General features: G+C 59.6%; 30 protein-coding genes and 1 tRNA gene. 19 read left to right on the top strand and 12 right to left on the bottom strand.

Going from position 1 to position 26,251, the window contains the following annotated elements:
- Positions 1 to 44: 44 nt before the first annotated feature.
- The 15 genes from PSH94_RS03490 to PSH94_RS03425 all read left to right on the top strand — a co-directional run bounded on the left by PSH94_RS03490 (position 45) and on the right by PSH94_RS03425 (position 10,957).
- A complete protein-coding gene (locus PSH94_RS03490) occupies positions 45 to 986 on the top strand; it encodes a ribose-phosphate pyrophosphokinase (protein WP_003171603.1) in 942 nt (313 codons plus the stop codon).
- A gap of 138 nt (positions 987 to 1,124) precedes the next feature.
- Positions 1,125 to 1,721, top strand: coding sequence for a 50S ribosomal protein L25/general stress protein Ctc (locus PSH94_RS03485; RefSeq protein ID WP_034095781.1), 597 nt, complete (start codon positions 1,125 to 1,127; stop codon positions 1,719 to 1,721).
- Positions 1,722 to 1,888: 167 nt separating this feature from the next.
- Entirely contained in the window at positions 1,889 to 2,473 is a 585-nt protein-coding gene (gene pth / locus PSH94_RS03480) for an aminoacyl-tRNA hydrolase (protein WP_095169011.1), read from the top strand.
- Between the two features lie 21 nt (positions 2,474 to 2,494).
- Positions 2,495 to 3,595 (top strand): redox-regulated ATPase YchF, encoded by a 1,101-nt coding sequence (gene ychF / locus PSH94_RS03475; RefSeq protein WP_253510373.1) that lies wholly within the window; start codon positions 2,495 to 2,497, stop codon positions 3,593 to 3,595.
- A gap of 266 nt (positions 3,596 to 3,861) precedes the next feature.
- Positions 3,862 to 4,794, top strand: coding sequence for a sigma 54-interacting transcriptional regulator (locus PSH94_RS03470; protein WP_305436481.1), 933 nt, complete (start codon positions 3,862 to 3,864; stop codon positions 4,792 to 4,794).
- 53 nt (positions 4,795 to 4,847) lie between these two features.
- Positions 4,848 to 5,132, top strand: a complete 285-nt coding sequence (locus tag PSH94_RS03465) for a hypothetical protein (RefSeq protein ID WP_305436479.1) — start codon at positions 4,848 to 4,850, stop codon at positions 5,130 to 5,132.
- 116 nt (positions 5,133 to 5,248) lie between these two features.
- On the top strand, positions 5,249 to 5,605 hold the full coding sequence (locus PSH94_RS26015; protein ID WP_370694739.1) for an EscI/YscI/HrpB family type III secretion system inner rod protein: 357 nt from the start codon (positions 5,249 to 5,251) through the stop codon (positions 5,603 to 5,605).
- Between the two features lie 6 nt (positions 5,606 to 5,611).
- Positions 5,612 to 6,397: a type III secretion system inner membrane ring lipoprotein SctJ gene (gene sctJ / locus PSH94_RS03460; protein ID WP_181079585.1), complete on the top strand. Its 786-nt coding sequence runs from the start codon at positions 5,612 to 5,614 to the stop codon at positions 6,395 to 6,397.
- Positions 6,387 to 6,947 carry a type III secretion protein gene (locus PSH94_RS03455; protein ID WP_181079584.1) on the top strand — a complete coding sequence of 187 codons (561 nt, stop codon included), beginning with the start codon at positions 6,387 to 6,389 and terminating at the stop codon, positions 6,945 to 6,947. Before sctJ ends, PSH94_RS03455 begins: the two co-directional genes overlap by 11 nt.
- A 2-nt stretch (positions 6,948 to 6,949) precedes the next feature.
- Complete coding sequence (gene sctL / locus PSH94_RS03450) at positions 6,950 to 7,531, top strand: type III secretion system stator protein SctL (RefSeq protein ID WP_181079583.1); 582 nt, start codon at positions 6,950 to 6,952, stop codon at positions 7,529 to 7,531.
- Positions 7,532 to 7,632: 101 nt separating this feature from the next.
- A complete protein-coding gene (locus PSH94_RS03445) occupies positions 7,633 to 7,848 on the top strand; it encodes a hypothetical protein (protein ID WP_253510369.1) in 216 nt (71 codons plus the stop codon).
- Positions 7,849 to 7,852: 4 nt separating this feature from the next.
- Positions 7,853 to 8,245 (top strand): type III secretion protein, encoded by a 393-nt coding sequence (locus PSH94_RS03440; protein WP_181079581.1) that lies wholly within the window; start codon positions 7,853 to 7,855, stop codon positions 8,243 to 8,245.
- Between the two features lie 14 nt (positions 8,246 to 8,259).
- Positions 8,260 to 10,395 (top strand): type III secretion system outer membrane ring subunit SctC, encoded by a 2,136-nt coding sequence (gene sctC / locus PSH94_RS03435; protein ID WP_305436476.1) that lies wholly within the window; start codon positions 8,260 to 8,262, stop codon positions 10,393 to 10,395.
- The gene (hrpT, locus tag PSH94_RS03430) at positions 10,392 to 10,595 is read left to right on the top strand and encodes an HrpT family type III secretion system protein (protein ID WP_266245887.1); all 204 of its coding nucleotides are present in this window, start codon (positions 10,392 to 10,394) and stop codon (positions 10,593 to 10,595) included. The genes sctC and hrpT overlap by 4 nt, the downstream gene beginning before the upstream one ends.
- A gap of 11 nt (positions 10,596 to 10,606) precedes the next feature.
- Positions 10,607 to 10,957 carry a transcriptional regulator gene (locus PSH94_RS03425; RefSeq protein ID WP_181079578.1) on the top strand — a complete coding sequence of 117 codons (351 nt, stop codon included), beginning with the start codon at positions 10,607 to 10,609 and terminating at the stop codon, positions 10,955 to 10,957.
- Here the strand turns inward: PSH94_RS03425 and sctU are convergent, their stop codons facing one another.
- Genes sctU through sctW form a run of 11 tightly spaced genes read right to left on the bottom strand, consistent with a single transcriptional unit; the run spans position 10,958 to position 21,095 of the window.
- On the bottom strand, positions 10,958 to 12,055 hold the full coding sequence (sctU, locus tag PSH94_RS03420; RefSeq protein ID WP_266245884.1) for a type III secretion system export apparatus subunit SctU: 1,098 nt from the start codon (positions 12,053 to 12,055) through the stop codon (positions 10,958 to 10,960).
- Positions 12,052 to 12,840 (bottom strand): type III secretion system export apparatus subunit SctT, encoded by a 789-nt coding sequence (gene sctT, locus PSH94_RS03415; RefSeq protein ID WP_305436474.1) that lies wholly within the window; start codon positions 12,838 to 12,840, stop codon positions 12,052 to 12,054. The genes sctU and sctT overlap by 4 nt, the downstream gene beginning before the upstream one ends.
- Before the next feature lie 10 nt (positions 12,841 to 12,850).
- On the bottom strand, positions 12,851 to 13,114 hold the full coding sequence (gene sctS / locus PSH94_RS03410) for a type III secretion system export apparatus subunit SctS (protein WP_181079575.1): 264 nt from the start codon (positions 13,112 to 13,114) through the stop codon (positions 12,851 to 12,853).
- Positions 13,115 to 13,121: 7 nt separating this feature from the next.
- Positions 13,122 to 13,775, bottom strand: a complete 654-nt coding sequence (gene sctR / locus PSH94_RS03405; RefSeq protein ID WP_181079574.1) for a type III secretion system export apparatus subunit SctR — start codon at positions 13,773 to 13,775, stop codon at positions 13,122 to 13,124.
- Entirely contained in the window at positions 13,772 to 14,785 is a 1,014-nt protein-coding gene (locus tag PSH94_RS03400; RefSeq protein WP_181079573.1) for a FliM/FliN family flagellar motor switch protein, read from the bottom strand. Before PSH94_RS03400 ends, sctR begins: the two co-directional genes overlap by 4 nt.
- The gene (locus PSH94_RS03395) at positions 14,782 to 15,240 is read right to left on the bottom strand and encodes a type III secretion system HrpP C-terminal domain-containing protein (protein ID WP_253510358.1); all 459 of its coding nucleotides are present in this window, start codon (positions 15,238 to 15,240) and stop codon (positions 14,782 to 14,784) included. The genes PSH94_RS03400 and PSH94_RS03395 overlap by 4 nt, the downstream gene beginning before the upstream one ends.
- Positions 15,237 to 15,665, bottom strand: a complete 429-nt coding sequence (locus PSH94_RS03390) for a YscO family type III secretion system apparatus protein (protein ID WP_181079571.1) — start codon at positions 15,663 to 15,665, stop codon at positions 15,237 to 15,239. The genes PSH94_RS03395 and PSH94_RS03390 overlap by 4 nt, the downstream gene beginning before the upstream one ends.
- Entirely contained in the window at positions 15,652 to 17,010 is a 1,359-nt protein-coding gene (locus tag PSH94_RS03385; protein WP_305436471.1) for a FliI/YscN family ATPase, read from the bottom strand. The genes PSH94_RS03390 and PSH94_RS03385 overlap by 14 nt, the downstream gene beginning before the upstream one ends.
- The gene (locus PSH94_RS03380) at positions 17,007 to 17,906 is read right to left on the bottom strand and encodes an FHA domain-containing protein (protein WP_305437713.1); all 900 of its coding nucleotides are present in this window, start codon (positions 17,904 to 17,906) and stop codon (positions 17,007 to 17,009) included. Before PSH94_RS03380 ends, PSH94_RS03385 begins: the two co-directional genes overlap by 4 nt.
- 34 nt (positions 17,907 to 17,940) lie before the next feature.
- Positions 17,941 to 20,034, bottom strand: coding sequence for a type III secretion system export apparatus subunit SctV (gene sctV / locus PSH94_RS03375; protein ID WP_305436469.1), 2,094 nt, complete (start codon positions 20,032 to 20,034; stop codon positions 17,941 to 17,943).
- Complete coding sequence (gene sctW / locus PSH94_RS03370) at positions 20,031 to 21,095, bottom strand: type III secretion system gatekeeper subunit SctW (RefSeq protein ID WP_181079568.1); 1,065 nt, start codon at positions 21,093 to 21,095, stop codon at positions 20,031 to 20,033. The genes sctV and sctW overlap by 4 nt, the downstream gene beginning before the upstream one ends.
- Positions 21,096 to 21,356: 261 nt before the next feature.
- On the opposite strand from sctW, the gene PSH94_RS03365 reads away from it, so the two are divergent.
- From PSH94_RS03365 to ggt, 4 genes are all read left to right on the top strand, one after another.
- Positions 21,357 to 21,908 (top strand): RNA polymerase sigma factor, encoded by a 552-nt coding sequence (locus PSH94_RS03365; RefSeq protein ID WP_181079567.1) that lies wholly within the window; start codon positions 21,357 to 21,359, stop codon positions 21,906 to 21,908.
- 224 nt (positions 21,909 to 22,132) lie between these two features.
- Positions 22,133 to 22,209 (top strand) — tRNA-Met (locus PSH94_RS03360).
- A 178-nt stretch (positions 22,210 to 22,387) separates the two neighbouring features.
- Positions 22,388 to 23,167, top strand: coding sequence for a PhzF family phenazine biosynthesis protein (locus tag PSH94_RS03355; protein WP_305436467.1), 780 nt, complete (start codon positions 22,388 to 22,390; stop codon positions 23,165 to 23,167).
- A 37-nt stretch (positions 23,168 to 23,204) separates the two neighbouring features.
- Positions 23,205 to 25,034, top strand: a complete 1,830-nt coding sequence (ggt, locus tag PSH94_RS03350; protein WP_305436466.1) for a gamma-glutamyltransferase — start codon at positions 23,205 to 23,207, stop codon at positions 25,032 to 25,034.
- A gap of 38 nt (positions 25,035 to 25,072) precedes the next feature.
- Here ggt and ddlA read toward each other — a convergent pair whose 3' ends face one another.
- Positions 25,073 to 26,167, bottom strand: coding sequence for a D-alanine--D-alanine ligase (gene ddlA, locus PSH94_RS03345; RefSeq protein ID WP_305436465.1), 1,095 nt, complete (start codon positions 26,165 to 26,167; stop codon positions 25,073 to 25,075).
- Between the last annotated feature and the right edge of the window lie 84 nt (positions 26,168 to 26,251).

The raw sequence follows: 26,251 nt of genomic DNA, 5'->3' as shown, positions 1-26,251 counted from the left end.
TTCCTATACTCATCCAGGTTACCCTCAGCCTCTAGGTACTGCGCGTGTCCAAGATGATGGTCTTTACGGGGAACGCTAACCCCGATCTGGCTCGACGTGTCGTACGTCAGCTGCATATCCCTCTCGGTGACATCTCTGTCGGTAAATTCTCCGACGGCGAAATTACAGCCGAGATCAATGAAAACGTCCGCGGTAAAGATGTCTTCATTATTCAGCCGACCTGCGCTCCGACCAACGATAACCTGATGGAACTCGTCGTGATGGCTGATGCCTTCCGCCGCTCCTCAGCGACTCGAATCACAGCTGTAATCCCTTACTTTGGTTATGCCCGTCAGGATCGCCGTCCGCGTTCCGCACGTGTGGCCATCAGCGCGAAAGTCGTGGCTGACATGCTGACCGTGGTAGGCATCGACCGTGTTCTCACGGTTGACCTGCACGCAGACCAAATTCAGGGGTTCTTCGATATTCCGGTAGATAACATCTACGGCTCCCCCGTCCTGGTGGATGACATCGAAGACCAGCGCTTTGAAAACCTGATGATCGTGTCCCCGGACATTGGTGGCGTCGTGCGTGCACGGGCAGTTGCCAAATCTCTGGGCGTGGACCTCGGGATCATCGACAAACGCCGTGAAAAAGCCAATCACTCTGAAGTGATGCATATCATCGGTGATGTCGAAGGGCGTACCTGTATTCTGGTTGATGACATGGTCGACACCGCCGGCACCCTGTGCCACGCGGCGAAAGCCTTGAAAGAGCACGGTGCGGCCAAAGTCTTCGCCTACTGCACGCACCCTGTGCTGTCGGGCCGAGCGATCGAGAACATCGAAAATTCCGTGCTGGACGAACTGGTGGTGACCAACACCATCCCGTTGTCCGCCGCCGCTCAAGCCTGTGCGCGTATCCGTCAATTGGATATCGCACCGGTCGTAGCCGAAGCGGTTCGCCGCATCAGCAACGAAGAATCGATCAGCGCGATGTTCCGTTAAGGGCAACCCCCTTGGCAACACAGCACTGACGAAAAGCGCCCCGCCCCAGCATTGTGTTGGGGCGGGGCTTTTTTGCCCATATCGAGCCTGGCGCTGGTCGCAAACGCCACTCGATGATGGCTATTTTGGAGATACAAAATGACTGAATTTACTCTGAACGCCCAAGCGCGTACTGACCTGGGGAAAGGTGCGAGCCGCCGCCTGCGTCACGCCGCGAACATTCCTGCCGTTGTATACGGTGGTAGCAAGCCTGCTGAATCCGTGACCATCCTGGCCAAGGAAATTGCCAAGCTGTTCGAAAACGAAGCTGCCTACAGCCACGTTATCGAGCTGAACGTCGACGGCACCAAGCAGAACGTCATCGTTAAAGCGATGCAGCGTCACCCTTCCAAGCAGTTCATCATGCACGCCGACTTCGTTCGCGTTGTTGCCGGCCAGAAACTGACCGCTATCGTGCCTGTGCACTTTGTTGGTGAAGAAGCTCCGGTCAAGAAAGGCGGCGAGATCTCGCACGTCCTGAACGAAATCGAAGTGACCTGCCTGCCGAAAGACCTGCCTGAGTTCATCGAAGTCGACCTGTCGGCTCTGGAAATCGGCGCCATCGTTCACCTGTCCGACATCAAGGCGCCAAAAGGCGTTGAGTTCGTTGCACTGGCTCACGGTGATGACAAAGCAGTTGCCAACGTACACGCTCCACGCGTTGCTCCAGAAGCTGAAGAAGGCGCTGCAGAGTAATTCACTCTGTCTTGCCGGAGCTTGAGGAAACATCGCGGACCGAAACGTAGCGAGAAAGCGGGCGATAACGCGACGTTTACTCTTGAGTAAATGATCTTTGTCGTCCACTTTCGCCGCACACAGGTCGCGGCGACGTTATCCACAACTCCAAAGGAAGGGCCCCTGTCGTGACTGCCATCAAACTGATCGTTGGCCTGGGAAATCCAGGCGCCGAATACGAACAGACCCGGCATAACGCGGGGGCCCTTTTTGTTGAGCGCATCGCCCACGCCCAAGGTGTCAACCTGGTGGCCGATCGCAAATATTTCGGCCTGACCGGGCGTTACTCGCATCAGGGTCAGGATGTTCGTCTGCTGATTCCCACCACCTATATGAACCGCAGCGGCCAGGCTGTCGCGGCGCTTGCGGGCTTCTTCCGGATCAAACCCGAGGAAATCCTGGTGGCCCATGACGAACTGGACCTGCCACCCGGCGTCGCCAAGCTCAAGCAAGGCGGTGGCCATGGCGGCCACAACGGTCTGCGCGACATCATCGCGCAGTTGGGCAATCAGAATACCTTTTACCGCCTGCGGCTCGGCATCGGCCACCCAGGCGTTGCCAGTATGGTTTCAAATTTCGTCCTGGGTCGTGCGCCACGCGCCGAACAGGAAAAACTCGATGCCAGCATCGATTTTGCCCTCGGCGTGCTGCCGGATATCCTCGCCGGTGAATGGAACCGTGCGATGAAAAACCTGCACAGCCAGAAGGCCTGACTCTTACCGAGGGGAAACACCATGGGATTCAATTGCGGCATCGTCGGCCTGCCCAACGTCGGCAAATCCACCCTGTTCAACGCCCTGACCAAGTCCGGTATTGCGGCGGAGAACTTCCCCTTCTGCACCATCGAACCCAACAGCGGTATCGTGCCGATGCCCGACCCGCGCCTGGACGCATTGGCGGCGATCGTCAATCCCAAGCGCATCCTGCCGACCACCATGGAATTCGTCGATATCGCGGGCCTGGTAGCCGGCGCGTCGAAAGGCGAAGGCCTGGGTAACAAGTTCCTGGCCAACATCCGTGAGACCGACGCCATCGCCCACGTGGTCCGCTGCTTTGAAGACGAGAACGTGATTCACGTCTCCAACAGCGTCGACCCGAAGCGCGATATCGAGATCATCGACCTGGAACTGATCTTCGCCGACCTCGACAGCTGCGAAAAACAACTGCAGAAAGTCGCGCGTAATGCCAAGGGCGGCGACAAGGATGCCGTGGTCCAGAAAGGCCTGCTGGAGCAGTTGATCGCGCACTTCACCCTGGGCAAGCCGGCACGTAGCCTGATGAAAACCATGGGCGCCGACGAGAAGGCCGTGATCAAAGGCTTCCACCTGCTGACCACCAAGCCTGTGATGTACATTGCCAACGTCGCCGAAGATGGCTTCGAGAACAACCCACTGCTTGATGTGGTCAAGGCCATTGCCGACGAAGAAGGCGCCATCGTTGTTCCGGTGTGCAACAAGATCGAAGCAGAAATAGCCGAGCTCGACGACGGCGAAGAAAAAGACATGTTCCTTGAGGCCCTCGGCCTGGAAGAGCCTGGCCTGAATCGCGTAATCCGCGCCGGTTACGAAATGCTCAACCTGCAGACTTACTTCACCGCCGGTGTCGAAGAAGTCCGCGCATGGACCGTAAAGGTCGGCGCCACCGCTCCACAGGCGGCAGGTGTGATCCACACCGACTTCGAGAAGGGGTTTATCCGTGCCGAAGTCATCGCCTATAACGACTTCATTCAGTACAAAGGTGAAGCCGGTGCCAAGGAAGCCGGTAAATGGCGACTGGAAGGTAAGGAATATATTGTTAAAGATGGCGATGTGATGCACTTCCGCTTTAACGTATAAACATCACTCAGCACTTCCGTTACAAATAAAAAAGCCGATGCCCTGCATCGGCTTTTTTGTGCCCATCTCTTCAAGGCCGAGCGCACAATCCCTCTCCCGACTTACCCTACTTGCCCAACCTTCTTTAATTAAAAGTTAAAAAATATAACTCCAGACCCACACCATGAACTTTTTCCTACATCATTCCAGAAAATGACTACTTTAAGTTTTGGCGATCCGCTTGATACTCTGCGCTCGATTGCATTGCGATAATGGAGCACTTCTTAATGCCGGCCTCCAAGCACAGGGACAATGAAATAGACATTTCACTCATCGAAGGTCCGGACATTGAGAACATACTAAACAGCACCGCTACGCTCAACATTGACCTGCTTTTACTGGGAGAAACAGGCACCGGAAAAGATTCCCTTGCACAGCGGATTCATCGCCTATCGGCGCGGCGAGGCAGCTTCATTGCCGTGAACTGTGCGGCCATTCCAGAAACGCTTGCGGAGAGCCAGCTATTCGGCGTAAACACCGGTGCCTACACTGGCGCCGTGCAGTCGAGGGCGGGCTTTATCGAAGCCGCACATCTGGGGACGCTGTATCTGGATGAAATCGACAGTATGCCGCTCCCATTGCAAGCCAAACTATTACGCGTACTGGAATCGCGCAGTGTCGAACGCCTGGGCTCAACTCGATCTATTTCTGTCGACATGCGCGTCATCGCCTCCGCCCAACAATCACTGCACGAGATGGTCGAGCAAGGCACCTTTCGCAGGGACCTCTACTATCGCTTGAACGTCGTCAGTATCTACCTTCCGCCCCTGCGGGACCGGCGAGAGCGGATCATCCCATTGTTTCTGGATATGATTGCGCAAGAGGCCCAACTCTTTAAGCGTTCCAAACCCAGCCCTCTTGGCAAGCTATTGCTGGAGCAACTGTTGCAACACCCCTGGAAAGGCAATATCCGCGAATTACGCTCTACAGCGAAACGCTTCGTGCTGGGGCTCCCCACATTCTCAGCGCCAGTGGTACCCCGCCATGAAGCCGACCAGAGCCTGAAGTCACGATTGCACCAGATGGAAAGATCGTTGATCGAGGAATCACTGCGTCAACATGAATACTGTATCGACGCCGTGGCGATTGAATTGGGTGTCGCGAAAAGGACGCTCTATCATCGGATCAAGCAGCTGGGAATCTCACTCAATGGAGAATGACCTCTGTAGCCGGTGAAACTCTACACTTTTTGAAACATACATAATGTGAAGCAATGGAACGCTCAAATTTTATGAACCACATAACTTATGGAACAGCCTTGCTGAATCCGACAAAAGAATACTCACTTCTTGGAGAAAACAGTATGAGTAATATTCCAGCTTACACCCCGCCGTACGTTGGCAGTTATGGAGGTCTTTCTGAAAGTGAGGCAGATGACGCTTTCGAGCAGATACAAGATAAAAAGCGTGCGGACGGTGTCCGAAACGCCCTGGAAAAAGCAGTCGCTGAAAACACCAACGGTAAAAAAGCGACGGCTGACACGATTCGCTTGTCGTAAAGATTGAGCGCATCGGGGCTTTCCCGGCATATCGTGCCGGGAAGGTCATGTCAACCAAATAACGGTCATTACTGACAACAATAGGTTCGTTCACATTTTATGATGGCAGGTGTTCCATGCTTATAGGAAACATACGAGAGAAGGAGATCAATACACGTACCAAGGACCAGGAGTCCGCCCCGCCGAGTTCAGATGTAGATTTTTTTAACGCCCTGTTGCCACCTCAGGCATTCGCGAGTACGGCCATAAGTACCGCGCCCTCGATGAGGCTACTGTCCGAGGCATCAAACACGTTGGACTCGATGACTAAAAACATGACTAAAAGCCTGCGTGCATTGACCAGCAAGGACAAACACGAAGAGGCTCGAAAATACCCGAGCCAGCTATCCGACGCAGTACTGCTTCAACATATGTTGACCAAGTGCGTTGGTAAAACCGCTCAGGGCATCGATAAAATCTGCAATCTCCAATAGGTTTAAATGACTCGCACGCTGCTTATCGTATCCACTCTGCCCCTCATACTCTTGCTGACCGCTTGCAGTGAACGTGTCGAGCTTCATACCAAGTTAACTGAGCAAGAAGCCAATGAAGTTGTGGCAGAACTGGCCGACAAACATATCCGCGCCACCAAGGCTCCAACAAAAGACGGTGTTACGGTGGCCGTCGATGCCAACGATATTGCGCGCGCTGTGCGAACACTGGAAGCCGTTGGGCTGCCGCGTGCGACGCGCGCTACGTTAGGCAATACCTTTCGCAAAGAGGGCGTCATTTCAACCCCCTTGGAAGAACGCGCTCGCTACATCTACGCGTTGTCCCAAGAACTGGAAACCACGTTATCGAATATTGATGGGGTTATTGTCGCTCGCGTGCACGTCGTACTGCCCGAGCGCGTCGCGCCGGGAGAACCTATACAGCCTGCGTCCGCGTCCGTGTTTATCAAACATGATCCGCGGCTTGATCCCGATAACATCAACGCCCGTGTACGCAGGATGGTTGCAAGTAGCATTCCCGGCATGACCACAGCGGTCGACAACCCACAAAAAATGACGGTCGTATTTGTGCCGGCCACGGCCTATCTGGAGCAGCAACGCTTGGCCTATTTCGGGCCCTTCCTGGTGCCCGGAAATGACATCGGTTTTTGGCGGGCCAGCGTTACATTCTCGCTGATCGCTGTAGTGCTTATAGGTGCGGCGGGAATATTCTGGCGTAAACGAAAGAAAGCTCAGCCCCTTGACGTGCCTGTTCGCTCCCCAAATGAGCAGTAATCTGGTTTGGGCCCAATGGTGGTCGGCACCTTGGTTACAGGCCCACGAGGACTGGAGAGAACTCGATAACTACCCAGCACACCTGGCGCTGCATCGCACCCGGCAGGTGGTAGTGGGCACGTATTACGGCGTTGCGCCCTGCCTGCCTCCCCCACCCGACCCTGTCCTGCTTCAACTGGCAATTGCCTCGGCGGCACAACTTGAACTTGCGCTCGCCTTGATTGGCAGTGTCTGCCGCCCGGCCTGCGCCCAAGCATTGGATGAAGAACTTTATCAGTGGTGTAACAGACTATCCAAAGCGCTGGCGCTTGATATGGCGCAACCTGATGTTGATCCGTTGCAATTGCTGCGCGCCTGGGTTCCTGCCGATACCTGGCAACGAATCAGGCTGCGATTCCCCCGTCAACGCGTTCTGGATCTGGAAGCAGAGATACTGTCGCGCGGCGACTCACAGAGCCGTCTCGATACGCTGTGGCATGCCGTCGTTTGGCGAATAGGGGGAATGTCGAGCAACGATAGCGCTTCGAGTTCAGAGGCGCATGGAGATTAACGATGCTGGTCCGACGTAAAATCAAATCCGTGGAAGGGGCGCCGCCTCTGTCGGGAAGCCTGATCTCTGGCGAAACGCTGGCAAGCTACTCGCAGGCCATTGATGTGGTGGATCAAGCAAAAGCGGAAGCTCGGCAACTGCTGGAAGAAGCCAAAGAACAACGCCAAGAGTTCCTTGAAAAAGCAAGTCTTGAAGTATGGGAGCGTGCCGATGCGCAGTTCAGACGCTGGGAAATCGAGCATCAGGCCTTATGCGATAACCTGGAGCAATACGCCACCTCAGTCGCCAACCAGGCCATTTATCATCTGCTTGAAGAAACACTCGCTCCACAGCGCCTGGCTGCGCTGATCAGGCAACTAATGGCGTGCCATGTTCCGGCGATCAAGGCTACGTTGGCCTGCCATCCGCATGACCTTGAAGCAATCAAGCAGTGCCTTGCCAGCCGTAACAGCACTCACTGGCTACTGCGCCCAGATAATGCCCTTCAACCTCAAACACTGATATTGCATACCGACGAGGGGGACTTCCATATTGATTGGGAGGCGATGATCCACGCGTTCATGGAAAACGATAAAGGCCGTTAACGTCACGCCACACCGTCGTATAAGAAATAAGTGGCCACACATGGAACCAAATCGACATAAAAACCAAAAAATAAAAAATATCCCCCTCAAAGGCCCCCCCTATGACCTTTCTCGATAGCTATAAAGACAGACTTCTAAGCGATGCGAGACATGCCAAAAGGAATGTCGACTTCGCAGCGGAAAACAACTCTGGATCAGAAGAAGATGTGGCGGCGTTTTACGACCTGATCATGAAATATCGCAAAGCGGAATACGCTATCAATGAACAGACGCGAATTAAATTCATGCTGACCAAATCTGGCCTGGACAGCGTATAGCAAATTGAAAACGTTGATTCGTGAGTACTTGAGAAACAAGAGCGGGGAGTTCCGTTACTTCGAGAATGATGACGAAATCATCTTTCGCTACTGTTCAAGCCGTTTGTTGATAAGTGTTCAACTGTCCACCCGCGCTCCGGATAAAGCACAGTTGATGACGTGGATGCGACTGGGAGAGCCCAGTCTGAATCACTTTCAGGGAGCGCTCGCTCAAGCCCCAACCAGCGGTGCACTTTGGTTGATTCATTGTCTGCCTGAACGGACGGACGAACAGCATCTGAATAGCGGCATCGAAGCCCTGCTCAACCAACGCGATACTTGGCGCGCCACTGCCGCGCGCATGAATGAACGCCCTCCTGAACCGCCCCTCACCTCGCTACGTTCGTTGCTGTACTAATCAGAGAAATGTCTATGTATAACAAGCCCCACAAGCGCAACAGTTTGTGTATCGCCCCGTCCGAATCTTCATGCAGACGAGCCGATTGGCGAAGCCTGATCTTACTGGCCTGCCTGTTGACGCCGGCGCAAAACACCCTTGCCGCCATCCCTCCCGAATGGAAAAACACCGCTTACGCCTATGAAGCCGAACACAAACCTCTGCGCGAAGTACTGGAAGACTTCGCCCAGACCTTCGGCACCCAGCTCCAGGTCGAAGGCCTGCTGGAAGGTAACGTCAACGGCAAGATCCGCGCTAATACCCCGCAGTCGATGCTCGACCGTCTCGGTGTGGAACACCGTTTCCAGTGGTACCTGTACAACAACACCCTCTATATCAGCACGTTGGATCAGCAGGAATCAGCGCGCCTGGAAGTCTCGTCCGAAACCATTGCCGACCTCAAGCAGGCCCTCACCGATATCGGCCTGCTCGACAGCCGTTTCGGCTGGGGTGAGTTGCCCGAAGATGGCGTCGTGCTCGTCTCAGGCCCCCGTCGCTACATCGAGCAGATCAAGCACTTCAGCAGTCAACGCCGCTCTCCGGATGAAAAACAGAGCGTGCTGAGTTATCCACTGAAGTTCGCCAATGCGGCTGACCGCCGCGTGGATTATCGCGGTGAGAAGCTCACCATCCCCGGAGTGACCAGTATTTTGCGCGGGCTGTTGGAGCCGCGCTCCACCTCGACGCTCTCGAGTCTGAGCCAGCGCCCAGCGTCACCCCCCGCGCCGCTCACACCCAACATTCCCCGGTTAGGCAACCCGCTGCTGGGCCAGATGCTCGGAGCCGGTGCAAACCCAGCGCCATTGGACAACGGTGCAACGCTCACTCCACGCGCCCCAGCCCCCACCAGCAGGATTCGCGTCGAAGCCGATGTGCGCAATAACGCGGTGCTGATCTATGACCTGCCGGAACGCCAGGCCATGTATCGCGATCTGATTACTCAACTCGACGTCGCGCGCAAACTGGTGGAAATCGACGCCGTCATCCTGGATATCGAGCGCACGCAGCTGCATGAGTTCGGCGTTACCTGGGGGTTCCAGAACAGCCGGTTCCGCGGTGGCGCCGGCGTATCACCGGGCGCCTCGTCGCAGCTGTCGATTGAAAACCGCGACCGTTTCTATGCCGACATCCGCGCCCTGGAAGCCAAGGGGCTGGCAACCATGGTGTCCAACCCATCGGTGCTCACCCTGGAAAACCAGCCGGCGGTGATCGACTTCAACCGTACGCAATACCTCACGCCCGGCAGTGAGGTCGCCACCATCCTGCCGGTGACCGTGGGCACCAGCGTCCAGGTCGTGCCACGCGTCATCACCAGCCGTGGCGGGCATCAGATCCATCTGGCGGTGGATATCGAAGACGGTAACTTCGATGACAGCAACTCTAAATCCGGCAACCTCGATGTACGCCGTGGCACGGTCAGTACCCAGGCAGTAATGGCGGAAAAACGCTCGCTGGTGGTCGGTGGTTTCCACGTCACCGAAAGCAGCGACAAGCACAGCAAGGTGCCCCTGCTCGGTGATATTCCCTTATTGGGCAAAGCATTGTTTTCCTCGACCGAACGGCAGAACAATCGACGTGAACGCCTGTTCATCCTGACCCCGCGGGTCATCGGCGACCAGGCCGACCCGTCACGCTACCTGCCCCAGGCCGATCAGGTTGAGTTGCAGACCGCCCTCGCCCCGTTGGCCAGGCGTTATGCCTCTCATCAACCGGTGATCAAGCGCAGCGATATCATCGGCACCCTGGCGCATCTGGTCAGCGGTGAAGTGCCCAAGGCCTTCAAGGCCGCGCCGATGCCGCTTGGGCTGAATACGCTGTGCAGCACCCGTGACTTGCTCGCGCTGAACACCGAACGCAGCCAATGGTATGCCGGCCCCGACTACAACGTCGCAGTGGTGGTGCTGCGCAACCAGTTCACGCGCAATGTGCGTATCGACGAGAAAGAATGCAGCAACTCGCAGACCCTGGCCGTCAGCGTGTGGCCGCGTGCCTGGCTCAAGCCGGGTGAAGAGGCCGAGGTATTTATCGCCATGCGCCCCGTGGTGAAGGATGAACACCTGAGTGTGCCGCGCCCCTCCTTGATCACTCCTGCTCAAAAGGTTACGCCATGAAACCTCGCCTGCTATGCGCCACCCTGATCGCCACTGCGCTGCTCGTCGCCGGCTGCACCCCCACCTGCAAGGGCGACTCCTGCTCTCGCCCGCAATCGAGCAAGGACACCATGGTGATCTGGTGGCCGCCACAGATGCGCGTTGAACCAGGCCCCGCCGGCGAGCGAAAAGACTACCAGACGGTATCACTGGAGCGATGAGCGCGCCGCAAATGCCCGACGTGCTACGCCAGGCGTTTCTGGACAATCTGGTGAGCGGCGCTGCCGCTCACCTGCCGCTCGCTCCCGGTATCAAGGCGTGCGCGCTGCAAGGCGGCAAGCAGCCGGGGCTGGCGTTGTATATCGCGCGCGAGGCTTTGCAACCCGGGCAACTGCAACGGGTGCTGGAGCGACGCTTTGAGTATGCGTCGTTGTACGAGGGCTGCTTCGCCTACCTCGATGCCCAGCACGCTTTGGTGATCTGGCACGCATTGCCTGCGGCGCGCCACACGCTGGACACAGTCCTCAGCCGGATGTTGTCGCTGGCCAACCTCGCCGCCCTGGACTCACCGTCCAACCGCTGATCAGCGCCGCTCCAGCTCCGGCAACTCCAGGGTTTCACGCTTGGCCTCATCATCCAGCTCACGCAGGGTCCGGTAGATCAATGCCACGGCCTGCAAGGTTTCGCGAGGAATGCTTGCACCCAGTTTGTTCTTGTAGAGCGTGCGGGCCAGCCAGACGCATTGGATCACCGGCACTTCGGCGGCCTTCGCCCGGGCGATCAGCTGTCGCGCATCGGCGTCCGTACCTTTGCTGACCAGCAGCGGCAACGGCGTCTTGCCCGGGCGGTAGTACAGGGCCACCGCGAAGTGCGTGGGGTTGACCACCAGCATGTCGGCCTCTTCCAGCTTGGGCAGCTTGACCTTCGGCTCCTCCTGGGCCAGTTGGTACGCCAGTGAGCGGCGCTGGCCTTTGACATGGGGGTCGCCTTCCATGTCCTTGTACTCCTTGACGACCTCGACCTGGGTCATGCGCATGCGTTTGGCGAAAAAGTACTTCTGCAGGCTCAGGTCGATCAGCGCCAGCACCAGCAGCAGCCCGAGACAGGCATGCAGCAAGTGCCTGAACAGTGCGATCAGCGCCAGCAGGTAACTTTGCAGGTCGCTGTTGGCCAGATTGATCAACACCCCGAGCGAAGGCCAGACCACCACATACACAATCAGGCCAATCAGGAACGCCTTGGCGATGCTCATCAACAGGTTCATCACCGACTGGGCCGAGAACATTTGCTTGAGCTGGCTGACGGGGTTGAGGCGGTTGAAATCGAGCTTCAGGACCTCCGGGGCGAACAGCAACCCGAACTGCATCCAACTGCTGATCAGCTTTGTAACAATCGCCACGCCAACCATCAGCAGGGCGAACGAGACAAACATCAACAGCCCTTCAACCAGCACTTCTTCCAGCGCTCGTACAAACGGCTGGTTAAAGCGCGACATCGGCAGCGCCATCAATTGCTGGAAGCGCTGCAGGCTGGTCTCGGCGGTGAACAAAGCGATCTCACTGATGGCGGTGAGCACCAGCAACTTGGGAACGTCCTGACTCTGGGCGACCTGCCCCTTCTTGCGCTGGTCGCGCAGTTTCTTGGCTGAAGCGGGGTGCTTTTTTTCGCCCGAATCACTCATGGTGCCGAGGCCCTGAACAGCAGCCCGAGCGAGTGTTTTAACTCGCCAAGCCCGAACATGCGCCCGACCATCAGGTCCTGCAGCAGCGCAAAGTACAACAGCACAACCCCGATACCTGCCAGGCTCTTGACCGGCGGTGCCAGCGTACTCACCTGTAACTGCTGGCTGTAGACCCCCAGTAAGGCGATTCCGAATTCCAGCAACAACAGCACCGCAATGAAGGGCGCGGCGTACAGCATCATATGCATGAAGGTATCGCCAAGCAGGCCGACGAATACACTCGTGCCGTTAGGCGCAGGCAGCGGAAACCACACCGTGGGGGGCCAGATCAGGTAGCTGTCCCAGATCACCTGGGTCAACGCGCCCAACCCCAGGCTGACCATCAGCAGAAAGATCGCCAGCTGCTTGAACAAGTGCCCGATCGGCGTGGCATCCGGCCCCAATGAGGGGTTGAGTTGACCGCCGGCCAGCGCACCGCGCTGGTTGTCCAGCAGTGCCCCTACCGCCTCGAACATCCAGAACGGCATCGACAACAGCACTCCCAGCAATACGCCCAGCGCCAGCTCCTTGAGTACCAACCCGCCGAGCATGAGCGCCGAATAATCCTGCCCCTGCAGCGCCGCATGGATACCCGGCGCGGGCATCAATGCCATGACCATCACAATGGTGTGCCGAGGCATGCCGCGTATGTGCTGAAAACAGAACGCCGCCACCAGGAAGGCACAGGGGTAGATACGCGCCATGCCGATCAACAGGCTGGGCAGGAACTCGAGATAGAGCAGCACGGGCGAGGCCTCAGTTCAGGGCCGAACGGCCGATCATGTCGAAGGTCAGGTTGATCAGTTGGATCAACTCCACACCAATCCAACGCCCGGTCACGATCAGTGTGATACCCACCGCCACCAGCTTGATACCGAAGGGCAACGTCTGGTCCTGTATCTGCATCAGCGCCTGCACCAGGGACGTCAGCACACCGACCACCACCGCCACGATCAACGGCGGCGCTGACAGCACCACCACCAGCAACATGCCCTGCTTGAACAGCACGATCGGTTCCATAAGCCACTCAGAGGTAAGAAAGGAACAGGCTGTCGAGCAGCCGCGACCAGCCGGACACCAGCACGAACAGCAGCAGTTTTAGCGGCAGGGAAATGGTCATCGGCGACACCATCTGCATGCCCAGCGCCAGCAGCAGGTTGGAGACGATCAGGTCGATCACGATGAAGGGGATATAGATCAGAAAACCGATCTCGAACCCCGCCTGCAGTTGCGACAGCACGAACGCCGGCACCAGCAGGATCAGGTCTTCACGCTGCACCTCCTGCGCCATTTGCGCAGGCCACAGCCGCGTGGTGTTTTCCAGCAGATGGGTCAACACGTCCGGGTCCACGTTGCGCAGCATGAAGGCACGCAATGGCTGGATAGCTTCACTCCCGGTCTGCAAAAACAGTTGCACACTGCTCGTGTCCACGGGTGAAGCCTTGACGTTCTCCGCGATCGCGTACCCCACCGGCGCCATGATAAACAGAGTAGCCGCCAGGGCGATGCCATTGATGGCCATGCTCGGCGGTACCTGCTGCACGCCGATGGCGTTGCGGGTAATCATCAGCACAATGACAATCTTCAAAAACGATGTGCAAATCACCAACAGCATGGGCAGCAACGCCAATGCCCCGACGAACATCGCCAGAACCAGGGGGTTGACCCCTTCAAATGTCATCGGCCGACCATCACGCGGGACAACTGCAAGCCCAGGCGCCCGTCGACTTCCACCAACTGTCCCTGGCCGATGGTGCGGTCGCCGTAATAGAGACCCGCCATGCCAGGCGCATAACCGGCGATACCCAGTACCGAGCCGGGTGCGAGATTACGCAGCTCACCCAGTGTCAGGTTCAACGTGCCGCAGCGCACGTTCAACGTCATGCTCAACTCGTCGAACGGCTCGTGGCCGAACACATCCACCACGGGTTCATCTTCTCCATAGTTCGAATAATCGGGCGCCGCAAAATGTTCATCCATGGATGTGTCCTCGATAGAAGTAAGGGTCAGGCACAAAGCCCCGCCGGCATCGTCGATGCAGCCATGCAGCCGCTGTTTGCCAACCTGCAGGTAGCCGCTGCCCTGGGCTTGGAAAAAAGTCTGCTCAGGCACCAGCACGTCACCGGTACGCAGGCCGCGCACCTGGGCGATCAGTAGGTGCAAACGCCCAAGGGTCACGGCAATTGCCAGCTGCAATTGCGCCGGCAACGGCTCGGCCACGGCACGCCACGCGCCGGCCTCGCACAACGCCAGGAAGCTGTCAGGCGTCAGCCACACGTAGCTGTCGACCCGAGACGTGCCCAGGGACACGCAGAGCCGGCAACCAAACCCTTCAGGGCGATCGGTTTCCAGCAAACGCACAGGGCCCAGTAACGCGCTCACCTGAGGGCTCAGGTGATGCTGGAACACTGCCCAGAACCATGAATCCGGATCGTTGCCGGACGGAGCCAATGTCACTGGACAATCGCCCAGCAGACTGAGCACCGGCCCTGCCTGGGCGAGCGCCAGCACGCCACACGCGGTTTCGAAGCAAACGGCCTCGGCCCGTGTGGGCGCGCGTCCGGGCTCCAACCGCAGCTCGCCGTTCTGGTCAGCAACCTGAAACGCCAGGCGCAGTCCGCGCCCCAAACGCCGGCGCGCGGCAACCGTGTCGCCCTTGATCAAGGGCAAGGTCAATGTCGGGACCATCATGCGCCGCCGGCAGCAGGCAGCAGCAGATTGACCGGCAGACCCAGCACGTGTGAAAACCGGTCTTCACAGTGTTGTCGCACACCGCTGAGCCAGCGTGCCGTCGCGCCCTGTTCCGCTTCCAGTTCAACGCTCCAGGCGCTCTGTTCACGGTGCACGCGGGCGTTGATCCGGCCCAGGCGAGGTAAATACAACACTGCCTGCAGGGGCCATTGGGAAGCGGCCTGTATGCGAGGCGCCAATTGTTCGGCGAGGGCCTCAACCATGCCCGCCGCAGCCGATGCCTTGATGCCCGATAAGGACGCCCCAGAACCACTGTGTTCATCGCTATCGGCAAACAATTGAGCGAACAGTCGCCCTTGCTCCCAAGCCACTGCGCCCACAGCGCCCGGCTCGCGCTCCTCGCGCGCATGAAGCGGACGTGGGCGCTCAAGGGGTTTATTCGAAACCTCGCTCATGTCGACTCCTGAGCCAGAAGGCGGGACAACTCCTGGAGTTTTTCCACTTGACGCAGACACTCGGTGACGTGCTTCTGGGCCTGCCCAACGCGGCTTTCCCTGTCGTCCTGCTGGCCTTGCAATTGCGCCAGCTGGCCTTGGTTGCGCCGGGTACTGGCGGATAAGGAGCGCTCCTGCGCGCCCCAGGACTTCAAATCCTGCAGGCTCAGCATTCGCCCCTGGTGCTGACTGAGCAGTTGAGCACTTTGCCGGGTCTCTTCCAGTCGAGTCTGCTCAAGTGCTTCCTCGGCCTGTTGGATATGTGCGAGCAGCGCCTGCCGGGCACGCTTGGCCTCGCGTAACGCCCGCTCGGCCCGGTCGGCCCGATGCCGGCGCAGGCGCCGCAATGTATCCACCTCACCGAGCAGCACATCAGAATGGGACATGGGTGGTCAGCTCCTTGAGTTGCTCCAGCGTGTGCGCCATCGGCGTCGGCTCACGCAGGTCCTGGCGCAGGAAACCGTCGACCGCCTGGCGACTGTCCACCGCCAGGTCAGTGAGAGGGTCGCTGCCGGGTTGGTACTCGCCCAGCTTGAGCATCAGTTCGATCTGTTGGTACGCCGACAACAAACGACGCAAGCCGGTGCCGGCCTGGATATCTTCAGGTGCCGCGACGTTGCTCAAAATCCGCGACAGGCTCGCCAGCACATCCACCGCCGGATAGTGCCCGCGTTCGGCCAATTTGCGGGACAGCACGATATGGCCGTCGAGCAGTGAGCGCACTTCATCGGCCACCGGATCGTTCATGGAGTCCTGTTCAATCAGTACCGTGTAGATCGCCGTGATCACGCCATCGCGCGTCAACCCGGCACGCTCCACCAGGCGCGGCAGCAGGCTGTAAACCGACGGTGGCAGGCCTCCGCGCCCCAGAGGTTCGCCGGCGGCCAGGCCGATTTCGCGCTGGGCCCTGGCGAAACGGGTCAGTGAGTCGATCAGCAGCAAGACTCGCCGGCCCTCGCGCCGAAACCCTTCAGCCAGAGCCGTGGCGGTGAACGCCGCGCGAGCGCGTTCCATGCTGGAGCGGTCGGAGGTGGCACACACCAGCACCGCCTTGGCGCGCAGTTGCTCATCGAGTTCATGGTCGAGGAACTCCCGCAGTTCCCGACCCCGCTCACCAATCAGGCCGAACACGATGACATCGCACTCGACGTTGCGCGCAATCTCGGCCAACAACGTGGTCTTGCCGCAGCCGGCACCGGCAAACAGCCCGACGCGCTGCCCTTCGCCGAGGGTCAAAAGGCCGTCGATCGAACGCACGCCGGTGGCCAGTGCGCGATTGATCCGCGGCCGCTCGGTGGGCAGCGGTGCCTCACACAACACGGAGTGGGCGTCCGATGCGCCGGCTTCGGCAAATGCACTGGCGCCCTCGCCGCTGATCGGTCGCCCGAAACCATCCAGCACCTGGCCCAGCAATGCCTGGCTGACCTGCACGCGATGCGAGATGCCCAGGCGCTCTACGCCCGCGCCGACTTGCACGCCTTCGAGGTTGCCCAGGGCACTGAGCACCGCATCCTGATTATCGAAGCCGATGATCTCGGCGAGCATGTAATCGCCGGGGTGCTTTTCCACCTGGCACAGATCACCGATACGCGCCTGGGGCAGCCGACATTGCAGCAGCATACCGTTGACGCGCTGGATTCGACCGCGCATGGTCACTGGCGAAAAATTGGCCAGTGACTGGATCTGCCGCTGCTGCCACGCGTCCAGGCGCGCCTGTAATTGCGTACTCACCAGCGCACCTCATAACGCTGCGCGCCATCGAAGACCACCTTGCTGTTGTCGATCAGTACCAGGCGCAGCCCATCCACTTCGTCGCCTACAAAGAGTCGGTTGCCCTCCTCCAGCACCACGTGACCGTTGGGCCCTCCTACGATCTGCACAATCCTGAACGGCAGTTGCTCATCGCGCGCTCGCACGCGGCTGATCACCGGCACCGCGCTATCGAACTGCTCACCAAAACGGCTGAGCATGCGCGCCACCAGTTCCACTTCTTCCTGGGAAACGTCGCCGCCGAGTGCGACCTGGCCATTGATCAGTTGCAGGCTGACGCGCTGGCTCAATTCACGCTCGCTGAGCATCTTCAACAACTGCTGGCGCACGTCAAACGGCGAATCGAGTTTGTGTTTCTGGGTCACCGGCGGCATCAAGGAAGCCTGGGCCTCAGGCTCCCCTGTAGAAATCATGCCCACCACCACGATCATGGCCGTGACCGCCAGCACCAGACTGAGCAGGCGCTTTTGCTGCGATGGCGGGATCGACGATAGTTTAAAGCCCGGTGCGGGGTCATCGGCCGGGGACTGCGAGGGTGGCTCGGGCGCGGCGGCCTGGGGCCAGGGCTGGTCGGCCAAGGTGACGCACAACTGCGCCTCCCCCACCCAGAACGGTACGTTCAGCGCCAGGCTTGCGATCTGTGCCAGCATCCGACCGCCGGCGTCCCGCAGCAGCCCCGCCTGCGCCTGCACCGACCAGTTAGCCTTGATAAAACGAAGGTGCGCATGTTGCTCAGCGATCCCCGTACCGTGGAGTACCAGGTCGGCATCGGCGTGGGCACCGATGCTCCACTGCTCACCGAACAATGGCAACGCAGCGCCCTGACTCGGTCCGTCAAGCACCCGTAGCTCAAACATCATAGGGCCCTCCACACCGGCCGTGGCCAAGTCGTCATGCCGCCGCACCACGCATCAGCTCGTCCTGGCCCAGGTCAATGCGCCCCAGCACTTTGACCTTGGACGTGCTGCCCAACTCGGCAAACGACAACACGGCTATATGGTTGAACTCTTCCACCAGCAAAGTACGCAAGGGGCTGCGCAAATCCTGCGCCACCAACAGCACGCTTTTGCTCTTGGCCCTCAAGGTAAAGGCCTGGTTGAGCAGGTTGATCAAGGCTGCGCTGTGTTCATCCTCCAGCGCGAAGAACACCCCGGTCTGTGTCTGGCGCAGGGCTTCACGCAGGATGTTTTCGCTGTGCGGCGACAGCAACCAGGCATGCAGGCCATCGTCTTCGCTGTGCTGGTGGTATATCTGCGCCTTGAGGGCAATGCGCGCGTAGTCGGCCAAGGCCTCCGGTTCCCGCTCGTGCTGGCCGTATTCGATCAGCGACTCGACGATCAGCCGCACAGCCCGCAGCGGCACCCCCTCACTGGCCAGGCGCTGCAGCACCGCCGAAAAGCGTGACAGCGGCATGATGCGTTGCAGTTCCTGCACCAACTCCGGCTGGTTGTGCTCCAGCCAACCGAGGATCGCCTTGCTCTCCTGGATGCCCAGGAACTGCGGCCCGCTGAGCATCATGGCCTGCTTCATGCGGTCGATGATCAACGCCGTGGCGGTGAAGCGCTCCAGCTGCGGATCATCGAGCAACGGGTCATCCGGCGCCAGCCAGAGCCAATTCTGCTCGTCACGCTCCACCAACCCCGGTATGCCACGCCCAGGCTCGACTGTCAGCGCACTGCGCTCAACCGCCAGATGGCTGACCACCGACGCTTTGACCATCGGCACTTCGTGCACACAGAAACGCATTTCATCGGAGGCCAGCGAATCATCCAGCTCGACTTCGAATGGCGGCAGCGTCAGGCCGATATTGGCGACCAATGCGTTACGCGACTGGCGAATCCCGTGAATGAGCTCCGCCACCTGGGGCGTACCGCGCAAGGACGAAGGGAACTGCAGCAGATAAGGACGCGAAGGATCGAACCCGCGCAAATCCTCGCTGCCGTTCTCCTCGGGGCGAACGGCGTCGGTGGCCTGAGCGGCGGGTTCCGCTTGCCGTCGACGCTGACGCAACAGGTAAAACCCCAAGGCGCCGGAGATCAGCGAGATCAGCATGAAGACTCCGGTCGGCATGCCCGGCACCGCGGCGAATGCGAGCATGCCCACCGACGCGATCACCCAACTCTTGGGTTCGCTGGTCATCTGCCGGGCGATTTCGGCGCCCATGTTGGTCACGCCCCTGCGCCCATCCGGCGCCACGCGGGTGATGATCATGCCGGCCGTCAGCGAAATCAGCAGCGCCGGAATCTGTGCAATCAGGCCATCACCGATGGTCAATACCGAATACAACGCCATGGAATCGGCGGCACTCAAACCGTGCTGGAACATCCCCGTGGAAAAGCCTCCCAGCAAGTTGACCACCACGATGATCAGACCGGCTATGGCATCGCCCTTGACGAACTTCATGGCACCGTCCATGGCCCCGAACAACTGACTCTCGCGGGACAGTTGCTCGCGCTTGTCGCGCGCTTGCGCGCCGTCAATCAGGCCGGCACGCAGGTCGCTGTCGATGGACATCTGCTTGCCCGGCATGGCATCGAGGCTGAAGCGCGCGGCGACTTCGGCGACCCGCTCGGAGCCCTTGGTGATGACCAGGAAGTTGACCAGGGTCAGGATCAGGAAAATCACCATCCCCACCGCCAGGTTGCCCCCCACCACAAAATTGCCGAAGGCCTCGACGATATCCCCCGCGTCCTGTTCCAGCAGAATCAGGCGCGTCGTCGCGATCGACAGTGCCAGCCGGAACATGGTCGTCAACAGCAGGATTGAAGGAAACGAGGAAAACGCCAGGGGCCCCGGCAGGTAAAGCGCCAGCACGATAAGCAGGCATGAGATGCAGATATTGAGTGCAATCAGGATGTCCACCAGCCAGGTGGGCAGTGGCACGATAAAAATAAACACGATGGCCATGACCACCACCGCGCCCAGCACTTCGGCGCGCTGTGCCACTTTGAGCAATACACGGTTGATGGCCGACAGTGCGGTCACGCCGTGCCCCTCGGCTCACTGATAAACCGTGCGGCTGGGCGTGTCGTGCGGTGCAACTCATCCAGCACCACTAGCAATACATGCAAGGCCTCCTGCCGTGCTCGGCTGTCGGGCCACACCGCCAGGGGCAGTTGTTGGAACAACGGATAAAGCGCGTTGAGGCACACCAATTGCTGCTGGGTCGGGCCACCGCCCAGCTCACTCGCCAGGCGCAAGGCCTCGGCGGATGCAATGCCGCCGCCGGCGTAACCCAACAGACGCTGGAGCAAGTCGACGGCGTCGTACTCGACGCACAGGCGTTGGATCATCCCACGGCAGCCGGCCAGCACTGCGCTCAGTTGCCCGCAGCTTTGCAGCCCCAGCAGCAAGGTGCGCAACGCGGCAGTAGGCACCGATGAGACCTGCGCGGCAACATCGTCGGCCAGCGCTTTGCGCATCACCTTGATGCCTTCGTGGAACCGCTCAGCACCGTATACACCCAACAGGGCTTGCATCATCGTTGCCAAGGATTGGCGCCTGACCACACTGGCGTAATACAGAGCACGCAGCGCCTGGCGCTCCTGCGGATCGACACCCGTCGCCTGCAGCGCCGAGGCGATGTTCAGACCGGCCTGAATCTCACCACTGAAACGAACCTCCAGCCTGGCAATGGCATCGCGCGCCAGTGCAGCCTCAGCCGCACGCACTTCGGCATCCGCCTGGGCCGCCACGTACTTGAGCACCACAAAAGCCCGCGCCGGGTCTTGCCCGGTGAGTTCCAACAGTGTTTCAACGGTGGGGTTGTGCAGCAGCTGCATCCTGATCCGACGCGAAATGGATGCCATGGTCGCCTGGGCCGGATGACCCAGCTGATCATAGAGCTGCGCAAGCTGCTCGGCGGGGGGCACACGCACACCCACTTTCCGTTCGGCCAGGGTCCGAAACTGATTACCCACTTCCTGGCTGAACAGCTCAGCCAACTCGTCAACGCCTTTGCCGGGCACCGGTACCGACGCCGGGGTGACCGCCGGCAGATCCAGGCGTGGGTTCACTTGAATATCGTTATTGGCTTCAATCTTCATGGCAGGCCAGCACAGCAAGAATGTTTCCCTGTGTGGCAAGACCCGCCGCTACGGTTCCATCCAATTCCAGTGTGCGCGCCAATTGAAAAGACTTGCACAGACGCCCCTGCACAGCGTGCCAGCGGTTGCGCAAAATCGACTCAATTCAAGATATTTATCTATATTAATCAACTAGTTATATATGTTTTTTTGCTTGGCACAGGCAGTGCTTAGTGGGTCTGGTCGACACGTTTCGACTGCGTCTACCCAAAGGAAAAAAACATGAATATCCCTATTGAAGCTTTAGCGCACCTCGTTGGCAGCTCGCCTCAATTCATGCATCACCTGACAGACGACGAGCAAAAAAAACTCCGGCGCTTCATCCACAAGCGCGTACTCAACCCCGAAGATGCGGACGATCTGCTGCAATTGACCTACCTGGAAGCCTGGCGCAACCGTGAGCGCTACAGCGGCATAGCCACGCTCAGCACCTGGATGTGCGGCATCGCGCAGAACCTGATACGCAATCACTTCAGGCGCATGTACGCCAAGCCGGCGCACTGCGAATTCGACGAGTCGCTTTCCCACGGCCAGGATGAAAGCAACAACCTGGACTGGGAGTTCGAGGTCAATCGCCGCCTGGAAAAGACCCTGAACGCCATCGATCATTTGCCCACGGAAATGCGTAAGACACTTTACGCCTCGCTGGAAACCGACGGCAGCTATCAGGACACGGCTGACGCGCTGGACATACCCATCGGCACCGTTCGCTCCCGCCTTTCACGGGCACGTGAACAGCTCAAACGCGTGACTCACACTTCGCAACATCCGTAGCCGAGACTCAACGTTGGGCGGCAGGGATATCGCCCAATCGAAGCCTTCGTGTACCGCCTGCCAACCGCGCAAGCTCGACAGCCCCTCTACTGCCGAAAGCCTCCATCCACCTCGCCACTCGTCGCCGAAGCGCCCTGTTTTCGTTAAACAGTTGAAAGCGTAGGTAAAAATTCAAAATAAACGCTTGACGCCTTGGCGTTCTGCGCGAATAATGCGCGCCACTTGGCTACATAGCTCAGTTGGTTAGAGCATAGCATTCATAATGCTGGGGTCCGGGGTTCAAGTCCCTGTGTAGCCACCAAGTACTGAAAAACGGCTTACCGAAAGGTAGGCCGTTTTTTTATGCCCGCCGAAAAGCATGTCCGCCGTGCCCCACGCGGCCGTTGTACATGCGCGTAAAAAAACTCTCCAACTGTATTTTGACGCTCCCTCGACCCGCTGTTAGTGTCCAGCCTCCCCCACACACGGAGTGCCCCACGGTGAAATTGGACATCTACCAAGTCGACGCCTTCAGCGAACAGCCTTTCGGCGGCAACCCGGCTGCGGTCTGCCCACTCACCGAGTGGTTGCCGGACGAGCAGCTGCAGGCAATAGCCGCCGAGAACAATCTCTCCGAAACCGCTTACTTCGTACGCCGGGGCGAAGGTTATGAGTTGCGCTGGTTTACCCCTGAAGTCGAAGTGGACCTGTGTGGCCATGCCACGCTCGCGGCGGCGTGGGTGTTGATTCACAAGCTGGCGGACAGGGCCGACGTGCTGCGCTTTGCCACCCGCAGCGGCGAGCTTCGCGTGACACGCAACGGTGATGAGCTGGCGATGGATTTCCCGGCCAAAACGCCACAACCGTGCGAGCCGCCCGCCGGAATGTTCGCCGCGCTGGGCATTGAACATGCCGACGTGTTCAGCACCGACGACTTCATTGTGCTGCTGCAGGATGAAGCCCAGGTGGCGGCGCTGACCCCGGACTTTGCACGGCTCAAGGGCCTGCCCAAGCGCGGAATTGCCGTGACCACGCGCGGTACGCGGTTTGACATTGTGTCGCGCTGGTTCGGACCGAATGTCGGGGTCAATGAAGACCCGGTCACCGGTTCGGCGCACACCTCGTTGGCGCCGTTCTGGGCCGAGCGCCTGGGCAAAACCCACTTGACTGCGGAGCAAGGCGGCGCACGTAAAGGCCAGCTGCACTGCGAACTCAAGGGCGACCGCGTGATTATTTCCGGCAAGGCTGCGCTGTATATGCAAGGCACGATTTACCTGTAGAACAGCCTTGCCCAAAGGACAACGGTTACTGCTTACCATGAACGGAGTTCAGCGCGTGTTTTCGATTTCTCGCCGTCAACTGACGGTCATCGCCGCGACCCTGGCGTTGGCAGCCTGCCATAGCTCGGTTAACGAACAGCCTCCGGCTCCGGAGCTGGGCTCGGGCTATCGCACCGGCCTTACCCCCCGTCACGCCGAGCGCCACATGGCCGCCGCCGCTAACCCACTGGCTGCGCAAGCCGGGCGCGACATGTTGCGCCAGGGCGGCTCGGCGATTGACGCCGCGATTGCAATGCAGGCGGTGTTGACCCTGGTGGAGCCGCAGTCATCGGGGATCGGTGGCGGTGCATTCATCCTGCTGTGGGATGGCGAAAAGGTGCACGCGTACGACGGCCGCGAAACCGCACCGGCCGGGGCCTCAGAACACCTGTTCCTCAGCGCCGACGGCAAGCCGATGGCGTTTCCCGAAGCACAGATCGGCGGCCGCTCGGTCGGTACGCCAGGGGTACTGCGTGCGCTGGAAATGGCGCATAAAAAGACCGGTCATCTGCAGTGGGCCAAATTGTTCGAGCCGGCGATCCGTCTGGCGGAACAAGGCTTCGCGATTTCCCCGCGCTTGCACAGCCTGATTGCCGCCGACCCGTATATCGCCCAATCGCCGGACATGGCGGCGTATTTCCTGAATGCCGACGGCACGCCTAAAGCCACCGGCACCCTGTTGAAGAACCCGGCGCTGGCTCACGTGTTCAAGCGCATCGCCAAGGAAGGGCCGGACGCGCTCTACACCGGGCCGATTGCCGACGAAATCGTGCGCAAGGTCCAGGGCCATCGCAATGCCGGGAGCCTGTCCCAGGCCGACCTGCAAGGCTACGCCGCCAAGGAGCGCGCGCCGCTGTGCAGCGATTACAAACAATGGACAGTCTGCGGCATGCCCCCGCCATCCTCCGGTGGGATTGCCGTGGCACAGATCCTGGGCACGCTGCAGGCGCTGGAAGCCCGCGATCCGCGCCTGGCCATCGCGCCGATGACACCGCTCAAAAGCCCATCGCCCGCCGGGTTGGAACCGACGCCCGAGGCCGTGCACCTGCTCGCCGAGGCCGGGCGCCTGGCATTTGCCGATCGCGCGCTGTATGTGGCCGACGCCGATTTCACACCGGTTCCGGTCGCAGGCCTGATCGCACCGGACTACCTGGCCCGGCGCGCCACCTTGATCGGTGAACGCAGCATGGGGGTGGCCAAGCCCGGTCAACCGGCTGGCCTGCAGGTGGCCTACGCACCGGATCGTTCGCCGCTGCGCATCTCCACCTCGCAGGTGGTGGCGGTGGATGACCTGGGCGGCGCGGTGTCGATGACCACCACGGTGGAAGCCGCGTTTGGCTCCCACCTGATGGTCCAGGGCTTTTTGCTCAACAACCAGATGACCGACTTTTCGTTCATCCCCGAAGAAAATGGCCAGCCCGTCGCCAACCGCGTGCAACCCGGCAAACGGCCACGTTCGGCCATGGCACCGACATTGGTATTCGACCGCCGCAGCGGTGAGCTGCTGGCCACCGTGGGCTCTCCGGGAGGCTCGCAAATCATCGAATACGTGAGCAAGTCGCTGGTGGCCCTGCTCGACTGGAAACTCGATCCGCAGGCGGCGATCAACCTGCCTAACTTCGGCAGTCGCAATGGCGCAACCGAGCTGGAGGCGGGCCTGGTCAGCCCGGCGCTCAAACAGGCGCTGAAAGACAAGGGCCACACGCTGAGCGAGATCGAGATGACCAGCGGCGTACAAGCCATCGTCCGCACGCGGGACGCGCAAGGCAAGGTATCGCTGAACGGCGGCGCCGACCCTCGGCGCGAAGGCGAAGCGCTGGGTGACTGACTGGAAGGGGGCAAGCCCGTTCACCACAACACGCTCACTCAGCGGCTGATCTTCAGCCCCTTGCGCGCCGCGTGCCGCTCCATCGCCAGTTCGATCAGGCGGGTGACCAGCTCGCTGTAGCTCATCCCCGCGGCCTGCCATAGCTTGGGGTACATGCTGATGCGGGTGAAGCCGGGCAGCGAGTTGATTTCGTTGATCAATACCTCGCCATTGTCAGTGAGGAACACATCGACACGCGCCAGCCCGGAGCAGCCCAACACTTCAAACGCCTGCACTGCCAGGTGGCGAATGCGTTCGCTGGCGTCATGACTGATCGCGGCCGGCACCACCACCTGGGCAGCCTGGTCGTCGATGTATTTGCTGTCGTAGGAATAGAACCCGCTGCTCACCACGATCTCGCCGCAACCGCTGGCGATGGGGTTGTCGTTGCCCAATACCGCACACTCGATTTCACGACCCTGAACAGCAGACTCCACCAGCACCTTCTCATCGAACCCCAACGCCAGTTCAACGGCGGCACGGTACTCGGCTTCGCTGCCGACTTTGCTCACGCCCACTGAAGATCCCTGGTTGGCCGGTTTGACGAACAGCGGCAGGCCCAGCATATTCGCCGCCTTCTCAAACGAAGTGCGGGCCGCATTGCCACGGGTGAGCGTCAGGAAGGGAGTGACGGCGATACCGGCGTCACGCAGCAGGCGCTTGCTGATGTCCTTGTCCATGCAAATCGCCGAGCCCAGCACGTCGGAACCGACAAACGGCAGGTCGGCCATGCGCAGCAAGCCTTGCAGGCACCCGTCTTCCCCAAGGGTGCCGTGGACGATGGGAAAGATCACGTCGATATGTTCCAGCACGCCTTGGCCGGAAGTCTCCACGACCTGGCGATTGGCTTTGCCCGGCACGACCGCCAGTTCGCGATTGGATTGGTTGAGGGCGATCAAGGCTGGGTTTTCCTGATTAAGCAGGAAGTTGGAGGTGTCGTTGAGGTGCCAGTGACCGGCCTTGTCGATGCCAATCAGGATCGGTTCGAAGCGCGTACGGTCGAGGGCATCGACGATGTTGCGCGCCGACTGCAACGACACTTCATGCTCAGCCGAACGGCCACCGAAAATAATACCTACCCGCACCTTGCCCATGACTCGACCTCATTGTTGAACGTAGGGCTTCTTACCATGGGCGGTCAGCGCTTGCCAAACGCGCGGGTAGCCAGCGGCTGCACG

Source organism: Pseudomonas sp. FP2254 (assembly GCF_030687695.1).
Lineage (GTDB): Bacteria > Pseudomonadota > Gammaproteobacteria > Pseudomonadales > Pseudomonadaceae > Aquipseudomonas > Aquipseudomonas quebecensis.
The sequence above is the reverse complement of the archived record's forward strand: the minus strand, read 5'-3'. Positions and strand labels throughout refer to the sequence as shown.